The sequence below is a fragment of the Allobranchiibius huperziae genome (genome assembly GCF_013410455.1).
GTDB lineage: Bacteria > Actinomycetota > Actinomycetes > Actinomycetales > Dermatophilaceae > Allobranchiibius > Allobranchiibius huperziae.
On sequence record NZ_JACCFW010000001.1, the window covers coordinates 3,005,542 to 3,026,414 of the forward strand.

The 20,873-nt window shown below is 66.6% G+C and carries 18 protein-coding genes and 1 pseudogene; 8 read left to right on the forward strand and 11 right to left on the reverse strand.

What is annotated here, in order from left to right:
* Nucleotides 1-161: 161 nt before the first annotated feature.
* The 3 genes from HNR15_RS14230 to HNR15_RS14240 all read right to left on the reverse strand — a co-directional run bounded on the left by HNR15_RS14230 (nucleotide 162) and on the right by HNR15_RS14240 (nucleotide 4,953).
* Nucleotides 162-1,727, reverse strand: a complete 1,566-nt coding sequence (locus tag HNR15_RS14230) for a threonine/serine exporter family protein (protein ID WP_179482845.1) — start codon at nucleotides 1,725-1,727, stop codon at nucleotides 162-164.
* A 138-nt stretch (nucleotides 1,728-1,865) separates the two neighbouring features.
* Nucleotides 1,866-3,692, reverse strand: coding sequence for a serine/threonine-protein kinase (locus tag HNR15_RS14235; protein ID WP_179482847.1), 1,827 nt, complete (start codon nucleotides 3,690-3,692; stop codon nucleotides 1,866-1,868).
* A gap of 73 nt (nucleotides 3,693-3,765) precedes the next feature.
* On the reverse strand, nucleotides 3,766-4,953 hold the full coding sequence (locus HNR15_RS14240) for a copper resistance D family protein (protein WP_179482849.1): 1,188 nt from the start codon (nucleotides 4,951-4,953) through the stop codon (nucleotides 3,766-3,768).
* 135 nt (nucleotides 4,954-5,088) lie between these two features.
* On the opposite strand from HNR15_RS14240, the gene HNR15_RS14245 reads away from it, so the two are divergent.
* On the forward strand, nucleotides 5,089-6,507 hold the full coding sequence (locus tag HNR15_RS14245) for a trehalose-6-phosphate synthase (RefSeq protein WP_179482851.1): 1,419 nt from the start codon (nucleotides 5,089-5,091) through the stop codon (nucleotides 6,505-6,507).
* Nucleotides 6,504-7,283: a trehalose-phosphatase gene (gene otsB, locus HNR15_RS14250; protein WP_179482853.1), complete on the forward strand. Its 780-nt coding sequence runs from the start codon at nucleotides 6,504-6,506 to the stop codon at nucleotides 7,281-7,283. The genes HNR15_RS14245 and otsB overlap by 4 nt, the downstream gene beginning before the upstream one ends.
* A gap of 357 nt (nucleotides 7,284-7,640) precedes the next feature.
* On the opposite strand, the gene HNR15_RS14255 is transcribed toward otsB, so the two are convergent.
* Nucleotides 7,641-7,988 (reverse strand): VOC family protein, encoded by a 348-nt coding sequence (locus HNR15_RS14255; protein WP_343048545.1) that lies wholly within the window; start codon nucleotides 7,986-7,988, stop codon nucleotides 7,641-7,643.
* A gap of 202 nt (nucleotides 7,989-8,190) precedes the next feature.
* On the opposite strand from HNR15_RS14255, the gene HNR15_RS14260 reads away from it, so the two are divergent.
* Nucleotides 8,191-8,598, forward strand: a complete 408-nt coding sequence (locus HNR15_RS14260) for a Rid family hydrolase (protein WP_179482857.1) — start codon at nucleotides 8,191-8,193, stop codon at nucleotides 8,596-8,598.
* Nucleotides 8,599-9,024: 426 nt separating this feature from the next.
* Here the strand turns inward: HNR15_RS14260 and HNR15_RS14265 are convergent, their stop codons facing one another.
* Nucleotides 9,025-9,726, reverse strand: coding sequence for an alpha/beta hydrolase (locus tag HNR15_RS14265; protein WP_179482859.1), 702 nt, complete (start codon nucleotides 9,724-9,726; stop codon nucleotides 9,025-9,027).
* Between the two features lie 280 nt (nucleotides 9,727-10,006).
* On the opposite strand from HNR15_RS14265, the gene HNR15_RS14270 reads away from it, so the two are divergent.
* Together HNR15_RS14270 and HNR15_RS14275 are read left to right on the forward strand one after the other, a co-directional pair.
* On the forward strand, nucleotides 10,007-10,435 hold the full coding sequence (locus tag HNR15_RS14270; RefSeq protein ID WP_179482861.1) for a hypothetical protein: 429 nt from the start codon (nucleotides 10,007-10,009) through the stop codon (nucleotides 10,433-10,435).
* A gap of 269 nt (nucleotides 10,436-10,704) precedes the next feature.
* Entirely contained in the window at nucleotides 10,705-11,604 is a 900-nt protein-coding gene (locus HNR15_RS14275; RefSeq protein WP_179482864.1) for a hypothetical protein, read from the forward strand.
* A 107-nt stretch (nucleotides 11,605-11,711) separates the two neighbouring features.
* Here HNR15_RS14275 and HNR15_RS18990 read toward each other — a convergent pair.
* From HNR15_RS18990 to HNR15_RS14290, 3 genes and pseudogenes are all read right to left on the reverse strand, one after another.
* Nucleotides 11,712-12,026, reverse strand: a pseudogene (locus HNR15_RS18990) (hypothetical protein); the annotation flags it as partial.
* Between the two features lie 735 nt (nucleotides 12,027-12,761).
* Nucleotides 12,762-13,553, reverse strand: coding sequence for a hypothetical protein (locus tag HNR15_RS14285; protein ID WP_179482866.1), 792 nt, complete (start codon nucleotides 13,551-13,553; stop codon nucleotides 12,762-12,764).
* A 275-nt stretch (nucleotides 13,554-13,828) separates the two neighbouring features.
* A complete protein-coding gene (locus HNR15_RS14290; RefSeq protein WP_179482868.1) occupies nucleotides 13,829-14,734 on the reverse strand; it encodes a hypothetical protein in 906 nt (301 codons plus the stop codon).
* Between the two features lie 391 nt (nucleotides 14,735-15,125).
* On the opposite strand from HNR15_RS14290, the gene HNR15_RS14295 reads away from it, so the two are divergent.
* Nucleotides 15,126-15,713 carry a hypothetical protein gene (locus tag HNR15_RS14295; RefSeq protein ID WP_179482870.1) on the forward strand — a complete coding sequence of 196 codons (588 nt, stop codon included), beginning with the start codon at nucleotides 15,126-15,128 and terminating at the stop codon, nucleotides 15,711-15,713.
* A gap of 279 nt (nucleotides 15,714-15,992) precedes the next feature.
* The gene (locus HNR15_RS14300) at nucleotides 15,993-16,667 is read left to right on the forward strand and encodes an alpha/beta fold hydrolase (protein WP_179482873.1); all 675 of its coding nucleotides are present in this window, start codon (nucleotides 15,993-15,995) and stop codon (nucleotides 16,665-16,667) included.
* A 312-nt stretch (nucleotides 16,668-16,979) separates the two neighbouring features.
* Here the strand turns inward: HNR15_RS14300 and HNR15_RS14305 are convergent, their stop codons facing one another.
* The 3 genes from HNR15_RS14305 to HNR15_RS14315 form a co-directional block, all read right to left on the reverse strand.
* Complete coding sequence (locus HNR15_RS14305; protein ID WP_179482875.1) at nucleotides 16,980-17,915, reverse strand: family 43 glycosylhydrolase; 936 nt, start codon at nucleotides 17,913-17,915, stop codon at nucleotides 16,980-16,982.
* 230 nt (nucleotides 17,916-18,145) lie between these two features.
* Nucleotides 18,146-18,640, reverse strand: coding sequence for a hypothetical protein (locus HNR15_RS14310; protein ID WP_179482877.1), 495 nt, complete (start codon nucleotides 18,638-18,640; stop codon nucleotides 18,146-18,148).
* A 453-nt stretch (nucleotides 18,641-19,093) separates the two neighbouring features.
* Nucleotides 19,094-19,339, reverse strand: coding sequence for a hypothetical protein (locus HNR15_RS14315; RefSeq protein WP_179482879.1), 246 nt, complete (start codon nucleotides 19,337-19,339; stop codon nucleotides 19,094-19,096).
* A 1,134-nt stretch (nucleotides 19,340-20,473) separates the two neighbouring features.
* Between HNR15_RS14315 and HNR15_RS14320 the strand changes: the two genes are divergently transcribed.
* On the forward strand, nucleotides 20,474-20,866 hold the full coding sequence (locus tag HNR15_RS14320; protein WP_179482881.1) for a hypothetical protein: 393 nt from the start codon (nucleotides 20,474-20,476) through the stop codon (nucleotides 20,864-20,866).
* Nucleotides 20,867-20,873: the final 7 nt, after the last annotated feature.

The window sequence follows — 20,873 nt, forward strand, 5'->3', positions numbered from 1 at the left end:
TTCGGCGTCCGGACGCGCGGGTGTGCGGTATGCAGTTGTGACACTTCCCCGTACTTGTGACGTATGAGGTGCGTGTGACTGGTGATCACATCGTGCAGGGGCGGCAAACATTACCGGAGGTTTGCGACACGCGGGCGAAAATGCTTGCCCTATCTGAAAGATCAGCGTATGCGGGCTCGGCGGCGCCGCAGCGCGTTGCGATCCAGCGGTGCCGCGAGCACATCGCCGAGTACGACCCCCGTACTGATGGCGAGGGCGACTCCCGCGGCGCCGAGCAGGGTCGGGAACGCCGCCGCGCTCTGGGTGTTGGAGGCGGCGGAGCCGATCACCGATCCGACGATGGCGTCGTACATGCCCTCGAAGATCCGCAGACCGGGAAGCATCGGCGAGACCGCCGGCAGTACCAGCACCAGGGCGGGCGCGCCGAGCCGTAGGCCGATCACGCGGGCGAGCACCCCGACCGACACCGACGCCACCGCGATGGAGGTGGTCGCCCCGACGGCCCACACCAGGTGCGCCAGACCCGACAGGCCCAGCGCCAGGCTGCCGAGCACCGCGGTCGGCAGGATGAAGCGCGGCCTGCTGCGCATCGTGAGCGCACCGGCGGCGGCACCGACCGCGCCGTAGAGGAACTGCAGGCTGAGCGTCGCGTTCGAGGAGCCGAAGTGCAGAGCGCCCGGTGAGGTGAGCTGCAGGTTGAGCGCCGAGTCGAGTTTGAGGGTGAGGGACAGGCCGCCGGCGACGCCGACGATGATGCCGGCGGCGCTGAGGAAGACCGTGAGCAACCGGCCTGCGCCGGTCACCGGATACCCGGTGATGGCGTCCTCGACCGCCGAGGCCATCGCGCGTCCGGGCAGCAGCACGACCAACCCGCCGGAGACGGCGTACGCGAAGTCGGCCGTCGACATCTGCAGCCCGAGGTCGCCCTTCGCGGCCAGCAGGTAGCCCAGCCAGGCCAGCATCACCGACACGGCACTGCCGACCGCGTCGATGTAGAACGACGGGATGTTGCGCTTGCGGATCAGACGGCCGAGATAGTCGGTGACGAAGGCGGACAGCACGGCCACGACGATGGCCATGCTGCCGCCGCCGAGCAGCGCGCACACCGATCCCGCCAGCGCCGAGTAGCCGACCGCGATCAACCACCGCGGGTAGATCCGGGTGCTGCGCTGGATCCGCTTGAGCCGTCCGAGCGCCTCGTCGATGTCGGTGAAGCCGCCCCGGGTCAGCTCCTGCACCATGACGTGGACGTCGGTCAGCCGGGCGAAGTCGCGAGTGCTCGACCGCACCACACGCAGCATCGTGACGGTCTCCCCCGACGGACCGGGCGCCTGCACCAGCAGCGACTGGTTGGTGATGTCGACCTCGAGACGTCGCAGGCCCGCCGCCGCGGCGACCGCGACGACGCTGGCCTCCACGTCCCGGGTGCCCGCGCCGCAGCGCAGCAGCAACTCCCCTACCCGCACCGCGAGATCGAGCGCCTTGCGGGTGCCGGCGTCCTTCTCCGGTGCGCTCATCGTCGCGGGGTGCCGGTAGGGCGAGTTGCGCAGCGCGTCCGCGATCGGCATGGGCTCGGTGACCGGCTCGCCACGTAGGAAACGCATCCGTCGCGCCACCGCGAACCCATGGGCCGGCGACTCGGCGAATGAGGAGTCGGTGTCCTCGGGGATCCGGTAGCTGCCGGAATCCGGGTCGGGCAGGGGTGCCTCGTGGCCGTACTGCGCCATGGGTCTCACGCACCTCCGGTACGTCGGTCGGGAAGGTTCGATACTCCCGCACCCGCCACGCACGGGCCCGACGGGGACGTCGGCTCAGCGAGCGGGGCACACGGGAGACGCCCCGCGGGGCGATCCCGTCATGCTCTCTCAGCCACCTGGCAGCGAGGGAAGAACGTCGCTCAGCGGGAGCTGTGCGGTGTCGGCATACGGAAAGGTGCTCACCCCCTGGTCCAGGGAGCCCAGACCGTAGAGGGCCGCGAGCAATGCGATCGCGACGCACACCCCGATCACGACCCGGGTAACGGGCACGTCCCGGGCGACCGAGCGCACGATGCTGCGCGAACCGCGCCGCATCCCCGCGCTGCCCGGGCCCCACCACAGCACCGCGCAGCCGGCCAGGGTGCCGAGCACCATCGGGATCGGGCGGTCGACGGCGGCGGGCGCATGCCGGGCGAACGCCGTCACTACGGCGGTCCCGGCGGCGACGCATGCCCCCACGAAGAACGGGATGACCATGGTGAGCAGCGCCGAGAAAGCGCCGACGACGGCGTGCAGCGGCGATGTCGCCACCGCCACCATCGGATCGGACCTGCGGGGCCCCGAGTTGTAGCGGCGCAGCACCATCGAAGTGATCGCCCGGTCGTTCCAGCGGGCGGCGAACGACCATAGGAACGTCACGATCAGCGCCAGCACCGGCCAGTGCACCGCGAGCCCCACGTCCGCGGCGGCGAGCGCGGCGAGGGTCCCGGTGCGAGCGGGCCGTCCGATGCGGGGATCCAGGTGGGTGCGCCCGGAGCCGGCGTACGACGGGTCGGGCGATGGGGTGGCGCCCCATCCCGGGTCGACGGACTGCCGCGGCGCCGGCCGGTAGTCGCGGGTCGGGTCCGGGGTCCGGGCGACCGGCGGCAGCACGGGAGCCGCAGGCCCCGTGGGCTGGGCGCGACGCGGCGCCTGGCTGCCCCACGGCCCGGCGTCGCTGCGATCCTCCCGTCCTTCCCGAATTCGCTCGCGCCCCTCGGGCAGCTGGGTGGTGGCCGGGCGGGTCCGCCGCACGGCGATGCCGGTCGTGTGCCCGCCGGTGGAATAGACATGCAGCTGCTCGAGCACCTCGGCAGCGCTCGGGCGGGCGCTCGGTTCGGGGCTGAGCGCGGCGGCGAGCAGAGGGCGCATCCGCGGGTCGACCCCGCGCAGATCCGCACGGCCCTCCGACACCCGGTCGAGCACAGCGTGCATGGGCCCGCGACCGAACGGCGCGGTGCCGGACGCGGCGTACGCCAGGGTGGCCGCCCAGCCCCACCAGTCGGTGGCCTCCGTGACGTCGCCGCCCTCGACGATCTCCGGCGAGAGGTAGCCGGGGGTGCCCATCACCAGACCGGTGCTGGTCAGCCGGGTCTCGTCGGCGACGTGCGCGATGCCGAAGTCGATGAGCACCGGCTCCTCGCCGTCCATCAGCACGTTGCCGGGCTTGAGGTCGCGGTGCACGATGCCGGCGCGGTGGATGTCGCGCAGCGCCTCCGCCACGCCGCTCCCGAGTGCGGCGAGCTGCGCGGCACCCAGCGGCCCGGTCTCCTCCACGACGGCGTCCAGCGGCGGGCCGTTGACGTAGCGCGTCACCAGGTAGGGGCGGTCGCCGTCGACATCGGCGTCGACCACCCATCCGATCCGCGATGAGCGCACCAGGGAGAGCGTGGTGACCTCGCGGCGCAGGCGCTCGCGGGCGCCGTCGTCGTAGGCGATGTGGGCGCGCAGCACCTTGAGGGCGACGACCTGGTCACGCCGGTCGAGGGCCTTGTAGACCACGCCCATGCCGCCCTCGCCGACCTTGCCGAGCAGCCGGTAAGGGCCGATGGTGTCGTACGCCGGTGCGCCCTGTGCCGCGTTCCTCCGGGCCGGCCCCGTGGGCAGCCGGATGGCGTCGGTCGAGGCACCGGTGAAGCCCTGGGAGGCGTCGGTGCGGCGATCGGGGGAGGACATGGTTCAACCGTAAGTGCTCCCACGGTGCGGCGAACGGGAGCCTTCCCGGCGCGGCGTGGCACGCACGGACGGCTCACTCGCCGGGATGGCCTGCAGAGACCGTCGGCCGGTCGGCCGGGACGTGCGGTCGCTGAGCCTGAGCCCGCGCGATCCGCCCGGTGGCCCAGAAGGACAGCAGCATCGCGGCGACCAGCAGCACTCCGATGAGGAAGGTGCGACCGTCGAGCGGCCCGACCTGGCCGCCCCCGGCCTCGCTGCGGGCCGAGCCGGTGAGGAACGGCACCACGACGAGCACCCCCAGCCCGAGCAGCGTCTCGGCCACGGCGACGCGCGGGAAGTGGTCAAACACGGCTCTGCCGACTCGCGTCTCGTCGTGCTCCCGCATCGCGCGGGTCACCCGGGGCAGCAGGACCAGCTGGTTGTACGCGCCCGCGAGCAGCATCAACCCCACCAGCGCCACCTTCGCGAGCAGGAACCGGCCGTACGGCGTGGTGACGAACTGCGCGAACGACCCGACGTGCTCCCACGCCAGCCACAGGCCCGACACGAGGATCCCGCCGGCGCAGCCCATCGCGAGCACGCTGAACCGGGACCAGATCCGCGCCCAGGCCAGCCCGCTGCCCTCGCCCCGGGACCGGATGGCGAGGTAGGCCAGTACGCCCAGGCCGCCGACCCAACACACCCCGCTCAGGATGTGCACCTGGACCAGCGTCGTGTGCAGCCAGTCGTCCACGGTGAGCCCGCCGAACGCGGTCGGGACGCTCGGGGCGAGCTCCCCGACGACGGCGACGAGCAGCGCGACGGCGGCCCACCGCACCGAGCGCAGCCGGCCGGCGACGATCGCCAGCGCCGCACCGCCCGCCAGCAGGGCGACCTGGAGTGACCGCAGCATCGAACGGGCGACCCATTCGCCGCTCTCCCTCGGAGTGTTGAGGAAGTCGCCGATCGCACCCGGCTGCAGGCCCCTGCCGAAGCCGAACTCACCGGCGCGCGCGGTCAGCGCCGCCATCTGCAGGTAGAGCGCGGCGAGCATCAGCAGGCCGATGAGCGGGAACATGCCGAGGGCGCGACGCCGGGCGCGATGGTCGGCAGCTGTGGCGCCGCCGTCCTCGTCGCCGGTGGCCGCGGGAAGTACGACGAGCAGCACGGTCACGAGCCCCCCGATCAGGGCGCAGAGGGCTCCGAAGTACCCGACTTCGATGAGCACGCGCCATACCTTCGGCGCGACGTACGGGGTGGCGGCAGCGGCAATCTGAGTCATAGTTAGGAGAGGCTAACCTAACTACGGCCCTCGGGATGCCAGGCATGGGCGCGCGCACGCCCGACGGTCGGAACGCGATAAACCTAGGGTGGGGCAGCCAGACCGGCCGACCCGACGACAGCAGGAGTGTGCCGCGTGCCCGACCCGAAGACCTTCGACTTCGTCATTGCCGCGAACCGGCTGCCGGTCGACCAGAACACCGACGACGAGGGCAACGTGACGATCTCGCGCAGCCCCGGCGGCCTGGTGACGGCCATGGAGTCGGTGATGCGAGGGCGCGAAGGCGCCGCGTGGATCGGCTGGGCGGGCGAGACCGGGGAGGCGCCGGAGCCGTTCGAGGACAACGACATGTATCTGGTCCCCATCGGCCTCAGCGACGACGAACACGTCGACTACTACGAGGGATTCAGCAACGACAGCATCTGGCCGCTCTACCACGACGTCATCGTGCCGGCGACCTTCAAGCGACGATGGCGCACCGCATACGAGCGGGTCAATCAGCGCTTCGCGCAGAAGATCGCCGACCTGGCGGCGCCCGAGGCCACGGTGTGGGTGCACGACTACCAGTTGCAGCTCGCGCCCGCGATGGTCCGCGAGCTGCGCCCCGACGTGCGGATCGGCTGGTTCAACCACATCCCCTTCCCGCCGGTCGAGCTCTTCATGCAGCTGCCCGGCCGCGAGGACCTTCTCTGGGGTCTGCTCGGTGCGGATTTCCTGGGGTTCCAGCGCTCGGCGGACGCCGAGAACTTCCTGCGCGCGTGCCGCCGACTGCTGCACGTGCGGGTGCGGGGCGATGTGGTGCACCACGGCGACGGTCGCACGACGCGCGCCGCAGCGGTGCCGATCTCGATCGACTCCCACGACGTCTACGCCCTCGCGCACTCGGACGCCGTGCGCGAGCGCGCGGCCCAGATCCGCAAGGATCTCGGCAACCCCAAGAAGCTGCTGCTCGGCGTGGACCGGCTGGACTACACCAAGGGCATCCGGCACCGGCTCAAGGCGTACGGCGAGCTGCTCGCGGAGGGGACCCTCGACCCGGCCGACGTCACGCTCGTGCAGGTCGCCACGCCCAGTCGTGAGCGACTGCAGGCCTATCGCACGCTGCGGGGCCAGGTCGAGCAGACGGTCGGTCAGATCAACGGCGAGCACTCCCCGATCGGTTCGCCGGCCGTCACGTACATGCACCGGTCCTTCCCGCGCGAGGAGATGATCGCCCTCTTCGTCGCGGCCGACGTCGCCCTGGTCACGCCGCTGCGCGACGGGATGAACCTGGTCGCCAAGGAGTACGTCACCTGCTGCGCCGACGACGGGGCCCTGGTGCTCAGCGAGTTCACCGGAGCCGCAACCGAGCTCGCGCGCGGTTCGTTCCTGTGCAATCCGCACGACATCCGCAGCCTGAAGAAGACGATCATGGCCGCGATCGAGGCCCCGGAGAAGGAACGCCGGTCCCAAATGAGGCGGCTGCGGAAAGTCGTGCTGGACAACGACGTCCAGAAGTGGGCGGGCCACTTCCTGGCCGCTCTCGAGGCCGCACCCGAGAGGCCGGCGTCGTGAGCAACCTCGACCCGGCCCTGCAGCAGGCACTCACGACGTACGCCGCACACGACCGGATCCTCTACGGCACCGACTTCGACGGGGTGCTGGCCCCGTTGGTGCTCGACCCGTCGACGTCGTCGCCGATCGACGGCTCGGTGCAGGCGCTGCGCGAGGTGGCGGCCTCGGACGGCGCGACGGTCGCCATCGTGTCCGGCCGCGACCTGGCGACCCTGCGGCACCTGTCCGGGATCGCCGAGGACGAGCCCATCGTGCTGATCGGCTCGCACGGAGCCCAGCCGAGCATCCCGTTGGACACCGGCGAGGTGTGGGACGACGCTGCCGCGGACCGGTTGCACACCGTCGTCGACGCGCTCGAGCAGGTGGTGGCACAGCACCCCGGCACCCGGGTGGAGCGCAAGGCAGCGGGTGCGGCGCTGCACACCCGCGGGATGGACGGCGACGTGGCGAACGAGGCGATCGCCGCGGCCGAGGACGCTGCGCGGCAACTCGTCGGCGTGCACATCATCGCGGGGAAGAACGTGCTGGAGATCGGCGTCCTCGACACCAACAAGGGCGCCGCACTGCGGGCGCTCGCGGACCACGTCGGCTCGCAGGTCATCTGCTACCTCGGCGACGACCGCACGGACGAGCGCGCGTTCGAGGTGCTCCCCGCGAGCGCCGGCCACGTCACCATCAAGGTCGGCGCCGGCGACACCGTCGCGGCGCACCGCATCCACGACTCCGCCGACGTGCTGGCCGTCATCCGGCAGGTCGCCTCCGCACGCGATAGCTGACCGTTCGTACCAGCGGCCTCGACCCAGCCGCGACCACCGCACGAACCGGCAGCAGGTCCTCTGACAAGCAGCATCCCGCCCGCGGCGTAGGTGCGGGCCCGGCTGTCGCGGTCGTCAGCAATCGATCAGGCGGCTGGCTTCGTGACGGCTACGTGGTCGACGTGCGATGGGAGTATCCGACGGCCGTGCTGCATTCTCGACGACGGGCGTCGGCTCGCGACCCCCGCGCTCGAACTGACGATCACCGACTGCGCCGTCCCACCAGCGGACGGAGAGTGCGTTCGAGACGCGCCCGACCCCGGTTCGTCACGCCCCTCCCCACCGGAGGCCGCTATTCACCGGGAATTCAGCTGAGGCTCATGGCTCGGGGATTTGATTGGTCACGCAGAACGGGTGACCGGCGGGGTCGATCAACACTCGCCATCGATCCGGGCTCGGTTGAGCAGACGCGCGAGTTGCCCCCAGGGCGACGGCGGCCCGCTCGCCGTCATCAAGATCCGCGACGGCGAGCTCGAGGTGCAGCTGCTTGGGGACCTCCCCGGTGGGCCAGTTTGGTGGGCGATGATCGGCGACACGCTGGACGGTGATGAGCACGGCGGCGCCGCGTAACGCGACGAAGTCGTCGTTCTGCCAGATGATCTGCAACCCGAGCAGATCCCGCCAGAACTCCGCCTCTGGAAGCGGGTCGATCGCGTCGAGGGCCACCGCGGCGAGTCGAACACTCGGACGGTCTGAGGACGACATGACCGCATGACACCACACGACGCCGTCATCGCGGCCGTCCATCACCGCGAGACGACCCCCTTCCCGGGACTGATCTGGTCGCGTGCCTCCCGAGCGCTGGCATCGACTTCGCAACTCGACTGGACCACACTTGGCGAGTGCGCCCGCCGAGGAGAGGGAACCTGTGACCGTCGAGCTCAGCCATCCTGCAGGCCTGCTCCGCCAGAGCGACTACGCACCGCTCGCGATCGGCACGGGATCGCGGCTGCTGTTCCTGGCCGGACAGACCGCCACGTCACCTGACGGCATCGTGGAGGCTGACGACCTGGCCGGCCAGGTGTACGGCGCGCTTCGTTACGTCGTTATCGGCGTTCGCGGAGGCGGCGGCGAGGCCAAGGACATCGCACGACTCACCTGCTACATACCCGACTGGCGGTTGGACAAGTGGGATGCGGTGCTCGACGGCGTCGCGCGAGCCCAGGAGTCCGAGGGGATTGCCAAGCCCATGCCACCCATCACGATCATCGGTGTGCAGGCGCTGTTCAATCCCAAGCTTCTGATCGAGATCGAGGCCATCGCAGTCGTCGGCTGATTGCAGTGATCGGGCACGTTGACAGATCCCCGGTCAGTACAGCGGGTGGTCTGCTGCGTAACGGCCGATGATGAAGCAGATTCCCGATCGGGATCGCCCTGCGGGCGGTTCCGTCAGTGGGTTGAGCCTGCTTCGTTGAGCACGCGGCGGCCGATTTGTTCTACCTGATCAACTGTCCAGGTCTGTGCCTCGGGTAGGTGGTCGCTTCAGGCGGCGCACAAGAGGAGAGACGGGGACCTGGGCTTGAGCCGCGCGGTGCCGCAACCGGATGTTGAAGTCTTTGTCGATGCGCAGCTTCAACGGGATGTTGAGGGCCGAGTTATGTTCGGCATGACCGGGGCTGCCGCTTCCCTCGGCTGGTCAGTGGTGTTCGGTCGACTTATGTCGGGAGCGACCCTACGAAGCTGCCCAACTGCCACAACACATTCACGGAAGCAACGCCTCGATGTGTGCGGCGATGAGTTGGGGTTGAGAGATGAACGGGTGGTGCCCAGTGTCTATCTCTGCGGTCCTGGTGGCTCGGCTCGCGTGGGATCGCTGCAACTCGACCGAGGTGCTGCGGTCGTTGCCGCAGACGATGTAAGTGGAATCGATATTGCGCCACCCGGCGGCGCTCGTGACCGTCAGGAAGGCACCAACCGCCTGAGGGGTCACGCGGCTCCAGGCTTGTTCCTGGATGTCCTGATCAGTGTCCTGTAGAAACCTGGCACCGAAGGAATCCGCGTCATATCCGGTGACGCCGAGCATGCCGCCGCCGACGTCGCTGACCGCCACCGGGTTCGTCTCCTTGCTCATGATGTCGCTCTGTGTCTGTCCGACGTCGGGCAGGTAGGACGACACGTACACCAGGTGTGCCACCGACGGATGGTGGCCCGCTTCGGCGATGACGGTTCCTCCGTAGGAATGCCCGACGACGATCGCGGAATCCACCAGGTCCAGTTCACGACGTAGCGCAGCCGCGTCCGCGACAAGGCCTCCGGCCGCTTCCTCGGGTGTGGTCTCGCCACACGACGGCAAAGCCAGGGCACGACTGGTCATCCCGGTGCGCTCTCGCAGCACATCAGCAGTCGGCTGCCACCACCACCCACCGTCGCGCACCAATGCCCCGTGAACGAAGACCACTTCCATCGACTGCCCCTTGCGTCGCCGTTCCCGAGCACCCGACGTTATCCGCAACGTCTGGTACGCGTGAAAGGCACACCAGCGCAACGTCGTTGATCCAATCGATCATGTCAGGCGCGCCCTCCCGGATACCCAGCGATCTGGCGGTCGCGGTCGGCCGACTGAGCTTTCGACCCAAGCGGTAGCCCAGGGCGGTGCAGCCTTGGTCGCTCCTATCGGTGGCCGATCCCGGCCCGGCACAGAGATTCAGCTCACGGCTCCGGCTTGGAACGTCCATGCTGTCGTTATGAAGCTGTACCTGGGACCGGTACTCGGTGTGTGCGCCCTCGCCCTGGCAGGGTGCGGCGGGGACAGCGGACTTTCGGGAAGAGCGTGCGCAGAAACACTCAGCGAGACCGGTGTCGGCGTCTCCTACAGCGGCTTCACGCCCGGCACCAGACTCTCCGTACTGGTCTGTGTCGGGCGGTCATGCCACGAAAGCATGGTTACGACAACGCGGACGTCGGAGACGTGGATCGGCGGCGGCATCGATCCACGGGTGATGAAGACCGCACGGACCATCGCCGTGACCGTGCGAGATGACTCGCACCGTGTCATCGCGAGTGACCTAGCAGTATCCGTGCATCGATTAGAGGTCACGGAAGGCTGCACCACCACGATCTTCGACGCCGCCGTTCGCGTGTCCCCCGGACAGGTCCTGCCTGCGATGGCGTAGCGCAGATGCCGTCGCCTCCGCTAGCGCTGTCTCCGCTGAGCTCGCGCTACTCGCCGACATGAGCGCTGGCGCGGCGGTCCGCAGCAAGCCGTCCAGTCGGTCGATGTCGTTTCATCTACGTGATCGAGGTGTGGTGTGAGCATCTGACAGCCGCTCGCGCACGTCACCCAGCACAATGAATCAGGAACCGAGGCCGCGTCAGGGCCGCGGCCGCTAACCGCCAATGGTTCCTCGACCGCAAGAGGCGCTTCGGAAGGAGTGAGTGCGCGATGGACCCCGGCGATATTCGAGAACCGACAGCACCGGAGGACGTCGACCACCAGGCGTACGAGTTCTTCGACGAGGCCCGCCTCCTGGTCGGTGACCGCTTCGCCGAGGCGAGATTCGATCCCGACCGCGGTCTGCGCGTCACAATCATCGACCTCACCGATCAGGACACAGCTTCCATCAGCAACGCAGCCGCACAACTCGGCATTCTCCACTGGGTCCGCATCGAGCACGCTGATCCAGCCGCTCTCGCGACCTGGGAACGGCTCAGACACGATCTGCTGCGGCTGCAATCCGCTGAGCCTCGCCAGCTGATGGGGTATCCAACACCTGATCCCGGCTACCGCCGTCCGCCGGTAGACATCGACCTCACCGCCGACGCCCAGGCCACAGCAGCCGATCTGCACCAGACCTACGGCGACTTCGTGGCGCTGCACGTCGGTGCCCTGCCCTACCCACCCGAGCCACCATCAGCGAGCACCAGGCGAACGGCTGGCCCTCCAGACGAAAGGGAACCGGCGAACCCGGCTGAGATGCACATCGCGCTGGAGTCACCGCTGACGATAAGGAGCGGCCAGACGCGCATGCACGGGCTTCTGCTCACCAACCTCGGGACTGAGGACATCCATGTCCCTACCAACGGCAACCTCACCGCGAGCATCGTCGACGACGCCGGGACGGTTGTCGGCGGATACAGCGGCCCAGAGCCCGCACCGCTGATGGTTTACACAGCCGGCCCTTCCGAGACCGTCCGAATACCGCTGCTTGTCGGCACCGCGAGCTACCGGCCTGAACTCGGTTATGCGATCCCACCAGGAACCTGGCATCTGACCGCCCCGCTGAACCTCGACGACGGTCGCCGGCTCACGACACCTGCGCTCGAACTGACGATCACCGACTGAGCCGTCGCAACAACGGACGCGGAGTTGATCCTGCAGTGCGTTCGAGACGGGCCCGACCCCAGTTCGTCGCGCCACTCCCCCACCGGAGACCGCTACTCGACGGGAGTTCAGCTGTGGCTCATGGCTCGGGGATTTGATTGGTTACGCAGAACGGGTGACCGGGCGGGGTCGATCAGCACTCGCCATCGATCCGGGCTCGGTTGAACAGAAGCTCGAGTTGCCCCCCAGGGCGACGGCGCCCGCTCGCCTCCATGAAGATCCGTGACGGCGAGCTCGAGGTGCAGCTGCTTGGGGACCTCCCCTGTGGGCCAGTCCAGTCGGCGATGCTTGGCGTCACGCCGGACTCTGATGAGCACGGCGGCGCCGCGTAACGCGACGAAGGCGTCGTTCTGCCCGATGATCTGCAACCCGGGCAGATCCCGCCAGAACTCCGCCTATGGGAGCGGGTCAATCGCGTCGGGGGCTACAGTGGCGAGTCGAACACTTGCAGGTCAGTCGATTGCCCCAGTGCCGGTCGCTTCCCGGGGTCCTGGAACTTCCTAGGCCCCGCCGCGCCACACCTTAATTGCAGGCTCTACCGCGTCGCTGATCTGAACGCCAGCGCGGCGCAGCAATTGGACCAACTCCCACGTGTGTGTGCCCCAGAAGTAGAAGTCGCTGCCGTCTGCGGCGGTGAAGGCAACTCCCACGCCGAATACCATCCCCGACCTACGCACCAGTAGACCCGCTTCAGCTCGTCAAACCGGGCGGCCAACCGCGGAGCGCCGCCGAACCTGCCGAACACGCGTAGACGCATCGACACCATTGTGGCGTTCACCTCAACCACCGCTAACGGCGACGAGACATCGACCCTCGACCACTCGCCGGGTACGTTCGCGGCGCCCACCACCCGAAACGGTAAGTCATCACCGTTCGACGTGGAGACCTCATGGGTTGATCGGCCGCAACCCATCCCCCAAATCCTCCTCTTGCGTCGTTTGCGAGTGTCGACACCTATCTTTTCCTGCGGAACAGTCCAAATTTACTATCGAGGAACAGCATCACGGGGACCAGGACTACTATCACGATTACTGCCACCACCGTCCGCATACGTCAACTCTCCTTCACCATGAATAGCTGAGACTCCGCTGCACTTGGTGCAACGGTCGAGCAGGGATTCAGGCGGTGGTCTTCTGATTCTTGAGGGCCGCGGCGGCCGTCATCGCCCCCTTGGGTGCGGTGATCTGTTGATCGGTGCCGTAGTTGGTGAAATCGAGTTCACCCTTGCTCGCCGCAGCTTTGTCCACGATTTGCAAAGGCACCGGCGAGGCGGCGTCGGCCACCGTCAGGGTGCTGCCATCCTTCTGAGTCAAGACCAAGGCCTTCTTACCGTCCAGGGTGGTCTTCTTCACGCCGGGCCCAAGGGGAGAGTCGGTGGAGTTCAAACCGGCGGCGATGCTCTGCAAAGTCAACGAGTCCAGCACAGCGCTCGATCCGCTCGATTCGATCCATTTCCCGGCCAGCCCGGCGGCTTTGCTCCCGGCAATTTTGGCCCAGAAGGCGGCCGGTGCCTTGATGTAACCCTTCGATCCGACCTTGACGATGTTGACGACGATCCCACCCGATGTTTCCGTCCCAGACGTGTTGTTGCCTTGGAACCGCAGATCCAGTTTCTGCTGCTGCCCTTGCTCGGTGACCGTCCCCTTGATGTCCACCGACGAGGCGTTGAACAGCGCCGACTTGGCGTCCTTGAGGACCTCGGCAGGGGATTTGCTTCCCTCACTGCCACCACCGCCGGAAGAGGCGGTAGTGCTACTGGTTCCGCTGCCACCGGATGCCGAACTGCTCGAAGGTGAGGCGCTGCCCGCGGAACTGGACGACCCGGCCGATCCGGACGAGCCACACGCTCCCAAACCCCCCACCATCAGAATTGACAAGCTATAGACCAGAGTGTTTCGCGTCGCACTCACGTGATGTTCCTTCCCCCACCGGGACCCTCCCACGAGGGGCCGCCATCGTGGGCGACCGTAGCAGCTAACAAGGCGCGCTGGGGGCCACGCTTCGGCTCTCGCCCGCGCAAGAATTTGAGCATCGGATCTCGCACAAGCGAACACGGATCGCGGATCTGAGCATGCCCAGAAAGCGGCACCGATGACAACGGCCACGCCAGCCGTTCGGCACGCGGAGCGTGCCACAACCGGATTGTCGGCGGTGCCGGGTGACAACGAGTCAGCCAGCTCGTTCCTTAACTACTCAGCTGGACGGCGCTCGAGGTTTCGAGGATTGTGCGCAAGCGGATGCCCAGTGTCGTTGAGAGTCGAATCGTCCATTTCTTGCTGCAGCTTCCGTTGCCATAGCCGATGTCACTTTGGACGAGGACCCGCGTGCGCGTCGGGTTTGTGGCGGTGATGAGACCGTCGACACAGCTGGGCAGAGTCCAGCTGGCCGATACGTGCCCGTCGACATTCATCCGTACGAGCCGCGATGGCGAGAGCATCCCTGACCCGGATTCCTGCGCCGCCACGATCCCTGACGTTGTCCAGGCGGGTGCCAAGTAGCCGTGCTCGCTTGGGTCGGGAACCCGACGTGCCGTAGCAAAATCGAGCTTGGTTGAGTCGAAGATGACCACCTGGTCACGGTTTCCGCTGTACCCAGCGGCGATCTGGTGCCCGTTGGGACTCCAGCTCAAACCGAACAGCGGGTGCCCGGGCGTATCGGTCGCGGTGCGGGTGCCGCGCCCGGTGGCGAGGTCCAATACGACGATGACACTGGGATTGAACATTTCCGGCCCGGCGCAGATGCTCTTACAAGTGGACACAACGCACCTCGGGTGCGTCAGATACGCCAGCCGGCTGCCATCCGGGCTCACCGTGATGCCGGTGACGTCCTCGGTGAGGTGGTCCAACACGGTGACGTGCCCGGTTTCGGGATCCACTCGTTCGACAGTGGCTCGACACCCCGTGGTCAGCGCGACGATGAGTGCCCCCGAGCGCTCCCGTGTTGCTGAGACGGTCGTCGCGGCGCGGCTGTGTGCGGAGGTGATCAGCAGCCCGCCATCATCGATGCCACGTATCTGCACCTGCCCGCCGCGCGCCGGATCGTTGATGGTGGTGACGAACGTGTCCGATGGATCTAAAGGCGACGTGTGCAACGCGGTCTTCGACTGGTGGACGCTTCGGGGCTCCGGTGCTGTGCGAGGGCCCGGTTGGGACGTCAGTCCGCATCCGGCCAACGCGACAACAGCCACGGCAGACACGAGGGCACTCGGGCCGATTCGGCAACATTTGGCAGCAAAGCTGCGCACCTGTCTCACGTCCCTGATCATCGCGCGGCACACGGATTCATAGCCGCACACCTGGCAGTTCGACCCCAAATTGCAACAGGCGAACAGGCCCGATCGGCGATGGGCGACTGGGTCTTAGACATTCTGGCTGTTCTGAAAATGCCACCCCAACAATCATTGTGTTCACACTGTTCCGCTACCAGATTCGCTGAACGCAGTGATCCCGTCGTTCTGCACCACTTCGTGCCAGAATTCGCGAATGAAGAACCGGCCGGCTGCGCGATCTATCACGACGGTCGCGGTGTCGATAGCGGCCGTGTTGGCCTCGGCGACCGGGTGCTCCACCCCCTCGGATGCGACCACTGCTCCGGTCCTGGTCGCGACCAGCATCAACCACGGCTACCGCGTGGAGGCTGTCGCATGGATGCAGGAAGGCAACCTGTGCGCGGCGTGGGATTCGGTCGCGGCGGCTGCTAAGCCACCGACCCCCGTACAGGTTAAGAACGACGACCGCGGCTACCGCGGCTGCGGGTTCGAGGATGGCTCCGCCGTAGGTGCCTCGTACGTGGACAAAGCGAACGGCTCGGTAGACGTCCCGGACGATGTCATGCCCATCTACTTCGGCCCGCTCCCGCCACACGCGGTTGCGGTCAGGGTCGGCTTGCGAACGATCCCGGCGCGAACCGCCACGAAGCAGATGTTCGCCGGAATCCTTCGGAAGTACTGGACCTACAGTCCGGCCACCCCCGCACAAGACCTCGTTTTCCCGGACCAGAACCCCGTGGTGCCCGTCGACAGAGACGGCACACCGGTCAAGTACGCAAAGTCCTACGACCCGACCTTTTGATCGAGCGCCAACGAGTCATCTACGCTCGGCGTCCCGACGGACGAACGGGGCACAGCCACTGCAGGTGGCGCAGCGGGTCGTGATCCCCACCCGCGCAGTGATCCCGCACGGAGCGCGGTCGCTGTGACCGCGTCCGCGAACCGATCCCTCAGTGCGACGCGTCTGCCGTACGCGCGATCGGCGACGCATGCTCAACGGCGGCTTGAGATCGGGTTGCGTCGGGCAGAGGGCGTAACGATGTGGTGCGACCATGAAGCAGTGGGGCATGACGCTCGAACCTTGACCTTCGATGGGCACCGGCTTGCCTACCGCGTGCATGGCAGCGGGCCGGCACTGGTGATCGTCAACCAGTACTGGCGCGCCGAGGACGAGGTTCACACCCAACTGTTGAGCGATCGATGGCAGCTGTTCCACATCACGCCCGTCGGCTACGGCGAAAGCGCTCGAGTACCGGGCTATGCAGGTGAAGCGTTGTGCGATCAGGTCCTGGCTGTGCTCGATCGCCATGAAGTCGAACGGTGCGTCATCTGGGGCTATTCGGCGGGCGGCGCGATGGCCGCGTGTGTTGCACGAGCGACGACGAGGGTCTCAGCGATGGTCTGCGGCGGCTATAGCTTGTTCGATCCGCTCACGCCCGGCACCCTGCGGCAACTGGACCACAGGCTGCGACCCGATCACGCGAGCCGCAGCCTGTGGTGGTGGGTCAACAGGTTTGACTGGAGCAACGAAGTGGCCACCATGCCGTGCGCCAGCTTGTTTTACTGGGGCAGCGACGACCGGCAGATGGCGACCAAGCTGCGGCGCGCGCAGAACCAGCTGCTGCTGGGCGATGCCGAGTTCGTCGAGTTCGCTGGACTCGACCACGCTTCCTGCAACACGCACGACGCTCTTCGCGAGCACGTGATCCCGATGATCACGGAGCGTCTGCGGTCTCGAGCCGGTCGTAGCGACTAAACCAAACCCACACGATCGCCAAACCCCGATCACGACGACATGGACATACAGGACGAGATGCCGGTCGACGTGCCCCGCCTCGGCCCGAAGTGCGGTCGGGCCTTCGTCTGTTGTGGCGAAGACCAGGATGCGTGCGGCCGAACGCCAGGTGTGGGCAAGCTCGTGAGCAGGGACCGCATAAGGGAGCGCGGTTGACTCCGGCGGCAATCCCATCGTCGCTGCCCCTAAAGCGACTGCGCCCCGACCGGCGGTCGGTCATTTCGTGGGGTCAGCCGACCAGCACCCTGGGGTGCGGTCGATAGCCATCATCGGCTATCCGACCACGGGTCCCCCGGTTGCCCAGGAGACTGTGGCGATGTCGATGTGCCGCACCACGTTCTTGGTCCCGGAGCCCGAAGTGATGTACTCGTAGGCGATGTAATGGGTGCCGTTGGTGGTCGTGACTTCCGCGGCGCCCGGGCCGTACCCGTACTTGGCGCCCGAGGTCATCACGGGGCGCGGATTGGCGAGCAGGCCTAGTTTCGCGCCCTGCCACACTTGCGTGTAGTAAGCGTTCTTTCCGGTGGCGGTGTTGAATGCGCCCCGCGATACGAAAAGCCACAGACGGTTCTTCTGGTAGATCAGGCTGGGGGCTTCGATGACCGTGTTCTGAATGGGGGTCAGCGGGAACGGTCCCTTCCTCGCGGTGAGGGTGACCGGCTTGCCTGATGAATGATAAGTAATCGCTTCGGCCATGATCTGGTACTGGCCACCGGGGAATCCGACGACGTGTCCGCGCCGCCAGGCCAGGTACGACGTACGCGCCGCGGCTGAGTAGTAGGTGGTGGGGTCGATCGCCTCCCACCCCTGACGGATGTCAGCATCACATTTCAGGGCAGAATAAGCGGTGAACCCACGATCGGGTGCGGTCGACGCGGCGACATATACGTAGTGTTCTGTGTTGTTGCGCGCGGAGTTGTTCGTACTCTTGGCGGTGAAGAACAATACGTACCGGTGGGAGTTGTAAACCACATGCGGAGCCCATTCCAGGGAGTACCCCCGGAAACTGATCGTCCGGTCGTACGCGTAGCCGCGGCCGGGGCTGCCGCTTCGGTACACGGCAATCCCTCCGGGGCCGGTGGCGTACAGGTAGTAGTAGCCGCCGTGCTTGCCAGCCAACAGGCTTGGGTCGGCCACATTCTTGTCGGTGATCTTGGAACCGATCCTCGGAGCCGGGTACGACGCCGCAGCGTGGGCGGCGGGTGCCACCCCAACTACGGTCATCGCTGCTATCGCCCCTGCCGCCGCTGCCCTCGAACGCCGTCCCATAACTGTCCCCTGCTGCCGCGCTACCAGATTTAGCCACGTTGCTCGTGCTCTCACCCGATGTCAAGCACCCTCGGTCACCCTGACCACGCCCCGGCGAAGAATGATGTGGTGCCCAGCGTGGATCCGGGCCGGCGCAGTCCGAAGGTCGATCCCTTTGTGGGCATCGGCAGCTAGCAACCGGTGACCGGGTGTGTGGCTGCAGTCACGGTCGCCTGGAAGTCCCAAGGAGAGGGCGCCGCATCGCTGGGTCCACCCAGCAATTGAATTGCTGCTTTTGACCCGTTCGAACGCTTCCGCTTCCAGTACCACGCACCGTCTGACGAGTCACTGTCAGGAACCCAACCCAGTTTGTGCAGCGAGGCGTTGATGGCGGAGACCGTCTGGTCCGGCGACTTGACGTGATCGAACTGCGCGGTCACGGTCACGTCGTCCCATCCGTAGGTCGACTTCACACCGTCGCACGAGTCCCAGTTCGGCGGGACAAACTGTTGACCGAAGATATGCACGGTCGACGGGATAGCCGACAGTGTGGGTTTTAACTGAGCCATCAACCGCCCGTGAGGGTGCGGATTTCCAATCGCTCTGGGTAGACCACCACCACAGGCGCACAAAGCACCCGTTACCAACAAGACAACGCAGCCGCCCTCAATCAGCCTGCCGCCCATGCCTCGACGTTCCCCCATGGGGACATCCTGACACGGGCACATACGACATCGTGGTCCTCTTGCACGGACGGAGTTGTTAGCGATTGCGTGGCGACCGCGGCCGCGGCCGCCTCCCAGATCTATGACCATCCTTCGAGCGCCACCCGTGTCTCTCCGAAGGATCGGCCCGCGGAGCGTGCCACAACACGATCGGCTAACGGGTCGGCGGGTGTCGGCGCCACCATCTCTGACGTTTGACCATGGCTCCTCTGGCAAGTGCAGCCGCGAGATGGTCGGTCACGGTGTCGGCCGCGTTGCCGAGTTTCTCCTCGGTCGTAATTGACGGTGACGCGAGTAGCTCCGCATCGCCTAAGCCGGCCTAGACGACTTTACGGATCGCCACCCAGTCATGATCGGTGCCCATGCCCGCAAGTGTCGGGGGTTCACTCATGCGGGGGAGACTTCTCCGGACAGTCAGTTTCGGCTCTTTCCCTCGGCTAGTTCGCCGTCGGCTGACCAGTACACCGTTGCTCTCCACCACGAGCCGTATTCGGTGATCTCATCGCCGGAGATGTGCACGTCAAGCACCTGGCTCGTCGCGAAGTCGGCGCCCTCGATGCTGTCGGCGAGGCGACGCAGCAAGAGAGGGAGGTCATTGGACGTGGGTCCTTGTGCGTTGCACACGCTGAAGTGACGGCAGGGGTAAGAAGGAGAAGCCATCCGGTGAGTATCCAGGTCACCAATCACAGACCTACCCACGTGATCCGCTTCAGCCCGAGTGCCGGTGTGGTTCACCAGGCGGGGCTCGGCACGCAGCAATTGGGAATCGATGCGACCCTGAGCCATGCGCTGGTGGCGACGGGAAGTGATTCGTGTGGTTTCAGGTCCTTTGGGCCCGATGGAGCCCGTGTTGTCCGCTGAGGAGCGTGGCAGTGTGACGCCAGCACACCGCCAGCTCATCTCTACTCTCACCCAGAGCCAAGAACTCGAATGGTCTGGTGTGGCGCTGTTGTCATGCCTGCGGTGGTTGTGCACCAGCACGCTGACGGAGGCGCCCGAGGTGCAGGTGGATGGGGCGTGGACCGATGGGTCCGAGACGTTCTGTGTCGTGTACCGGGTGCCTTACGGGCCCCCGAGGGGGGTCGGGTTTTGGTGTCACCGCGCTGAAGGCAACCCGATCGGAACGATTGATTCTGATGGCGACGACTCAGAACCCGTGGAATTCGGGCGGCAGGTCGCCGATTTCGAGATCGGAGAACCCCTTGGCTCGAGGGTTATGCGACTACGGCGGGACGAGCACGGTGTGGGGTGGTGGGGGTCCTTGGTCGACGACCTTCCTGTTCGGTCTTCGACACAGAACTAGACCCCTTGGTGCCACTCAGCGCATGTTGGCGATCCGTGGCTAAGTTCTCAGCCCGTCCCGTTTAGGGAAGCGTCGACGGGACGCCCTGGCGGCACGCGACTGTGCCAGCCGGTGAGTTGCGCCAATCATCCCGCAAGACCCGTCCGGTGACGCATCCCGGTCAGGGGAGGTCAAGCGAGAAACCCGAAGAGTTCTCATGCCGCTTGTCCCCCACCCGGCACAAGCCGCATAAATAGGCCGCCATCTCGTCGAATCGCTACCAAGCTGCTGCGGAGGTCAAGAAGTCACCGGCGACGAGCGGCGGGTGCCACCGACCGGACATCCGCCGCACTCTGAAGAACTACCTTGCCCGCCACCTGTGGCACGTCGTGGAACGCCACGAGACCCTTTAACCGCCCACGGATAGTGGCCTCTGACCCCGGTTGACCCACTGCCACCAAGAACGACCGGAAAGCGTCTTCGCTGCGGCCGTGACCACTATGGTTCGGCCTGTGAGGGGTCAGAATATTCGAGGAATCGCAGCCCTGCTGGCTATCGTTGTCCTCCTGGCGGCTGCCGTGTCAGCAGTTCGCTACCGCCACGCCTACGGCACCTTCAACGTGGCGGTTCGACCCGTACACCTCTATATCGGCGGATACCGTTTCGAACCAATAGACCAGGTTGACCTCTCGCCCCAGGAGCTCGCCAGGTTCCGCCCAGGAGCGCCCCACCTGCACTCCGTCGGCACATGGTCTCTGCTCCCGGTTGTCGGCGGACGATCCAAAAACGTCATTACACCGGACACCGGCAAATGCATCGCCTTGGCTGCCATCGAACTTGGGCACAATCACCGAGCGTTTTACGCGATGGAAGACATCGCCAACAACCCTGCCTGCGGCGTCTGACAGCCAC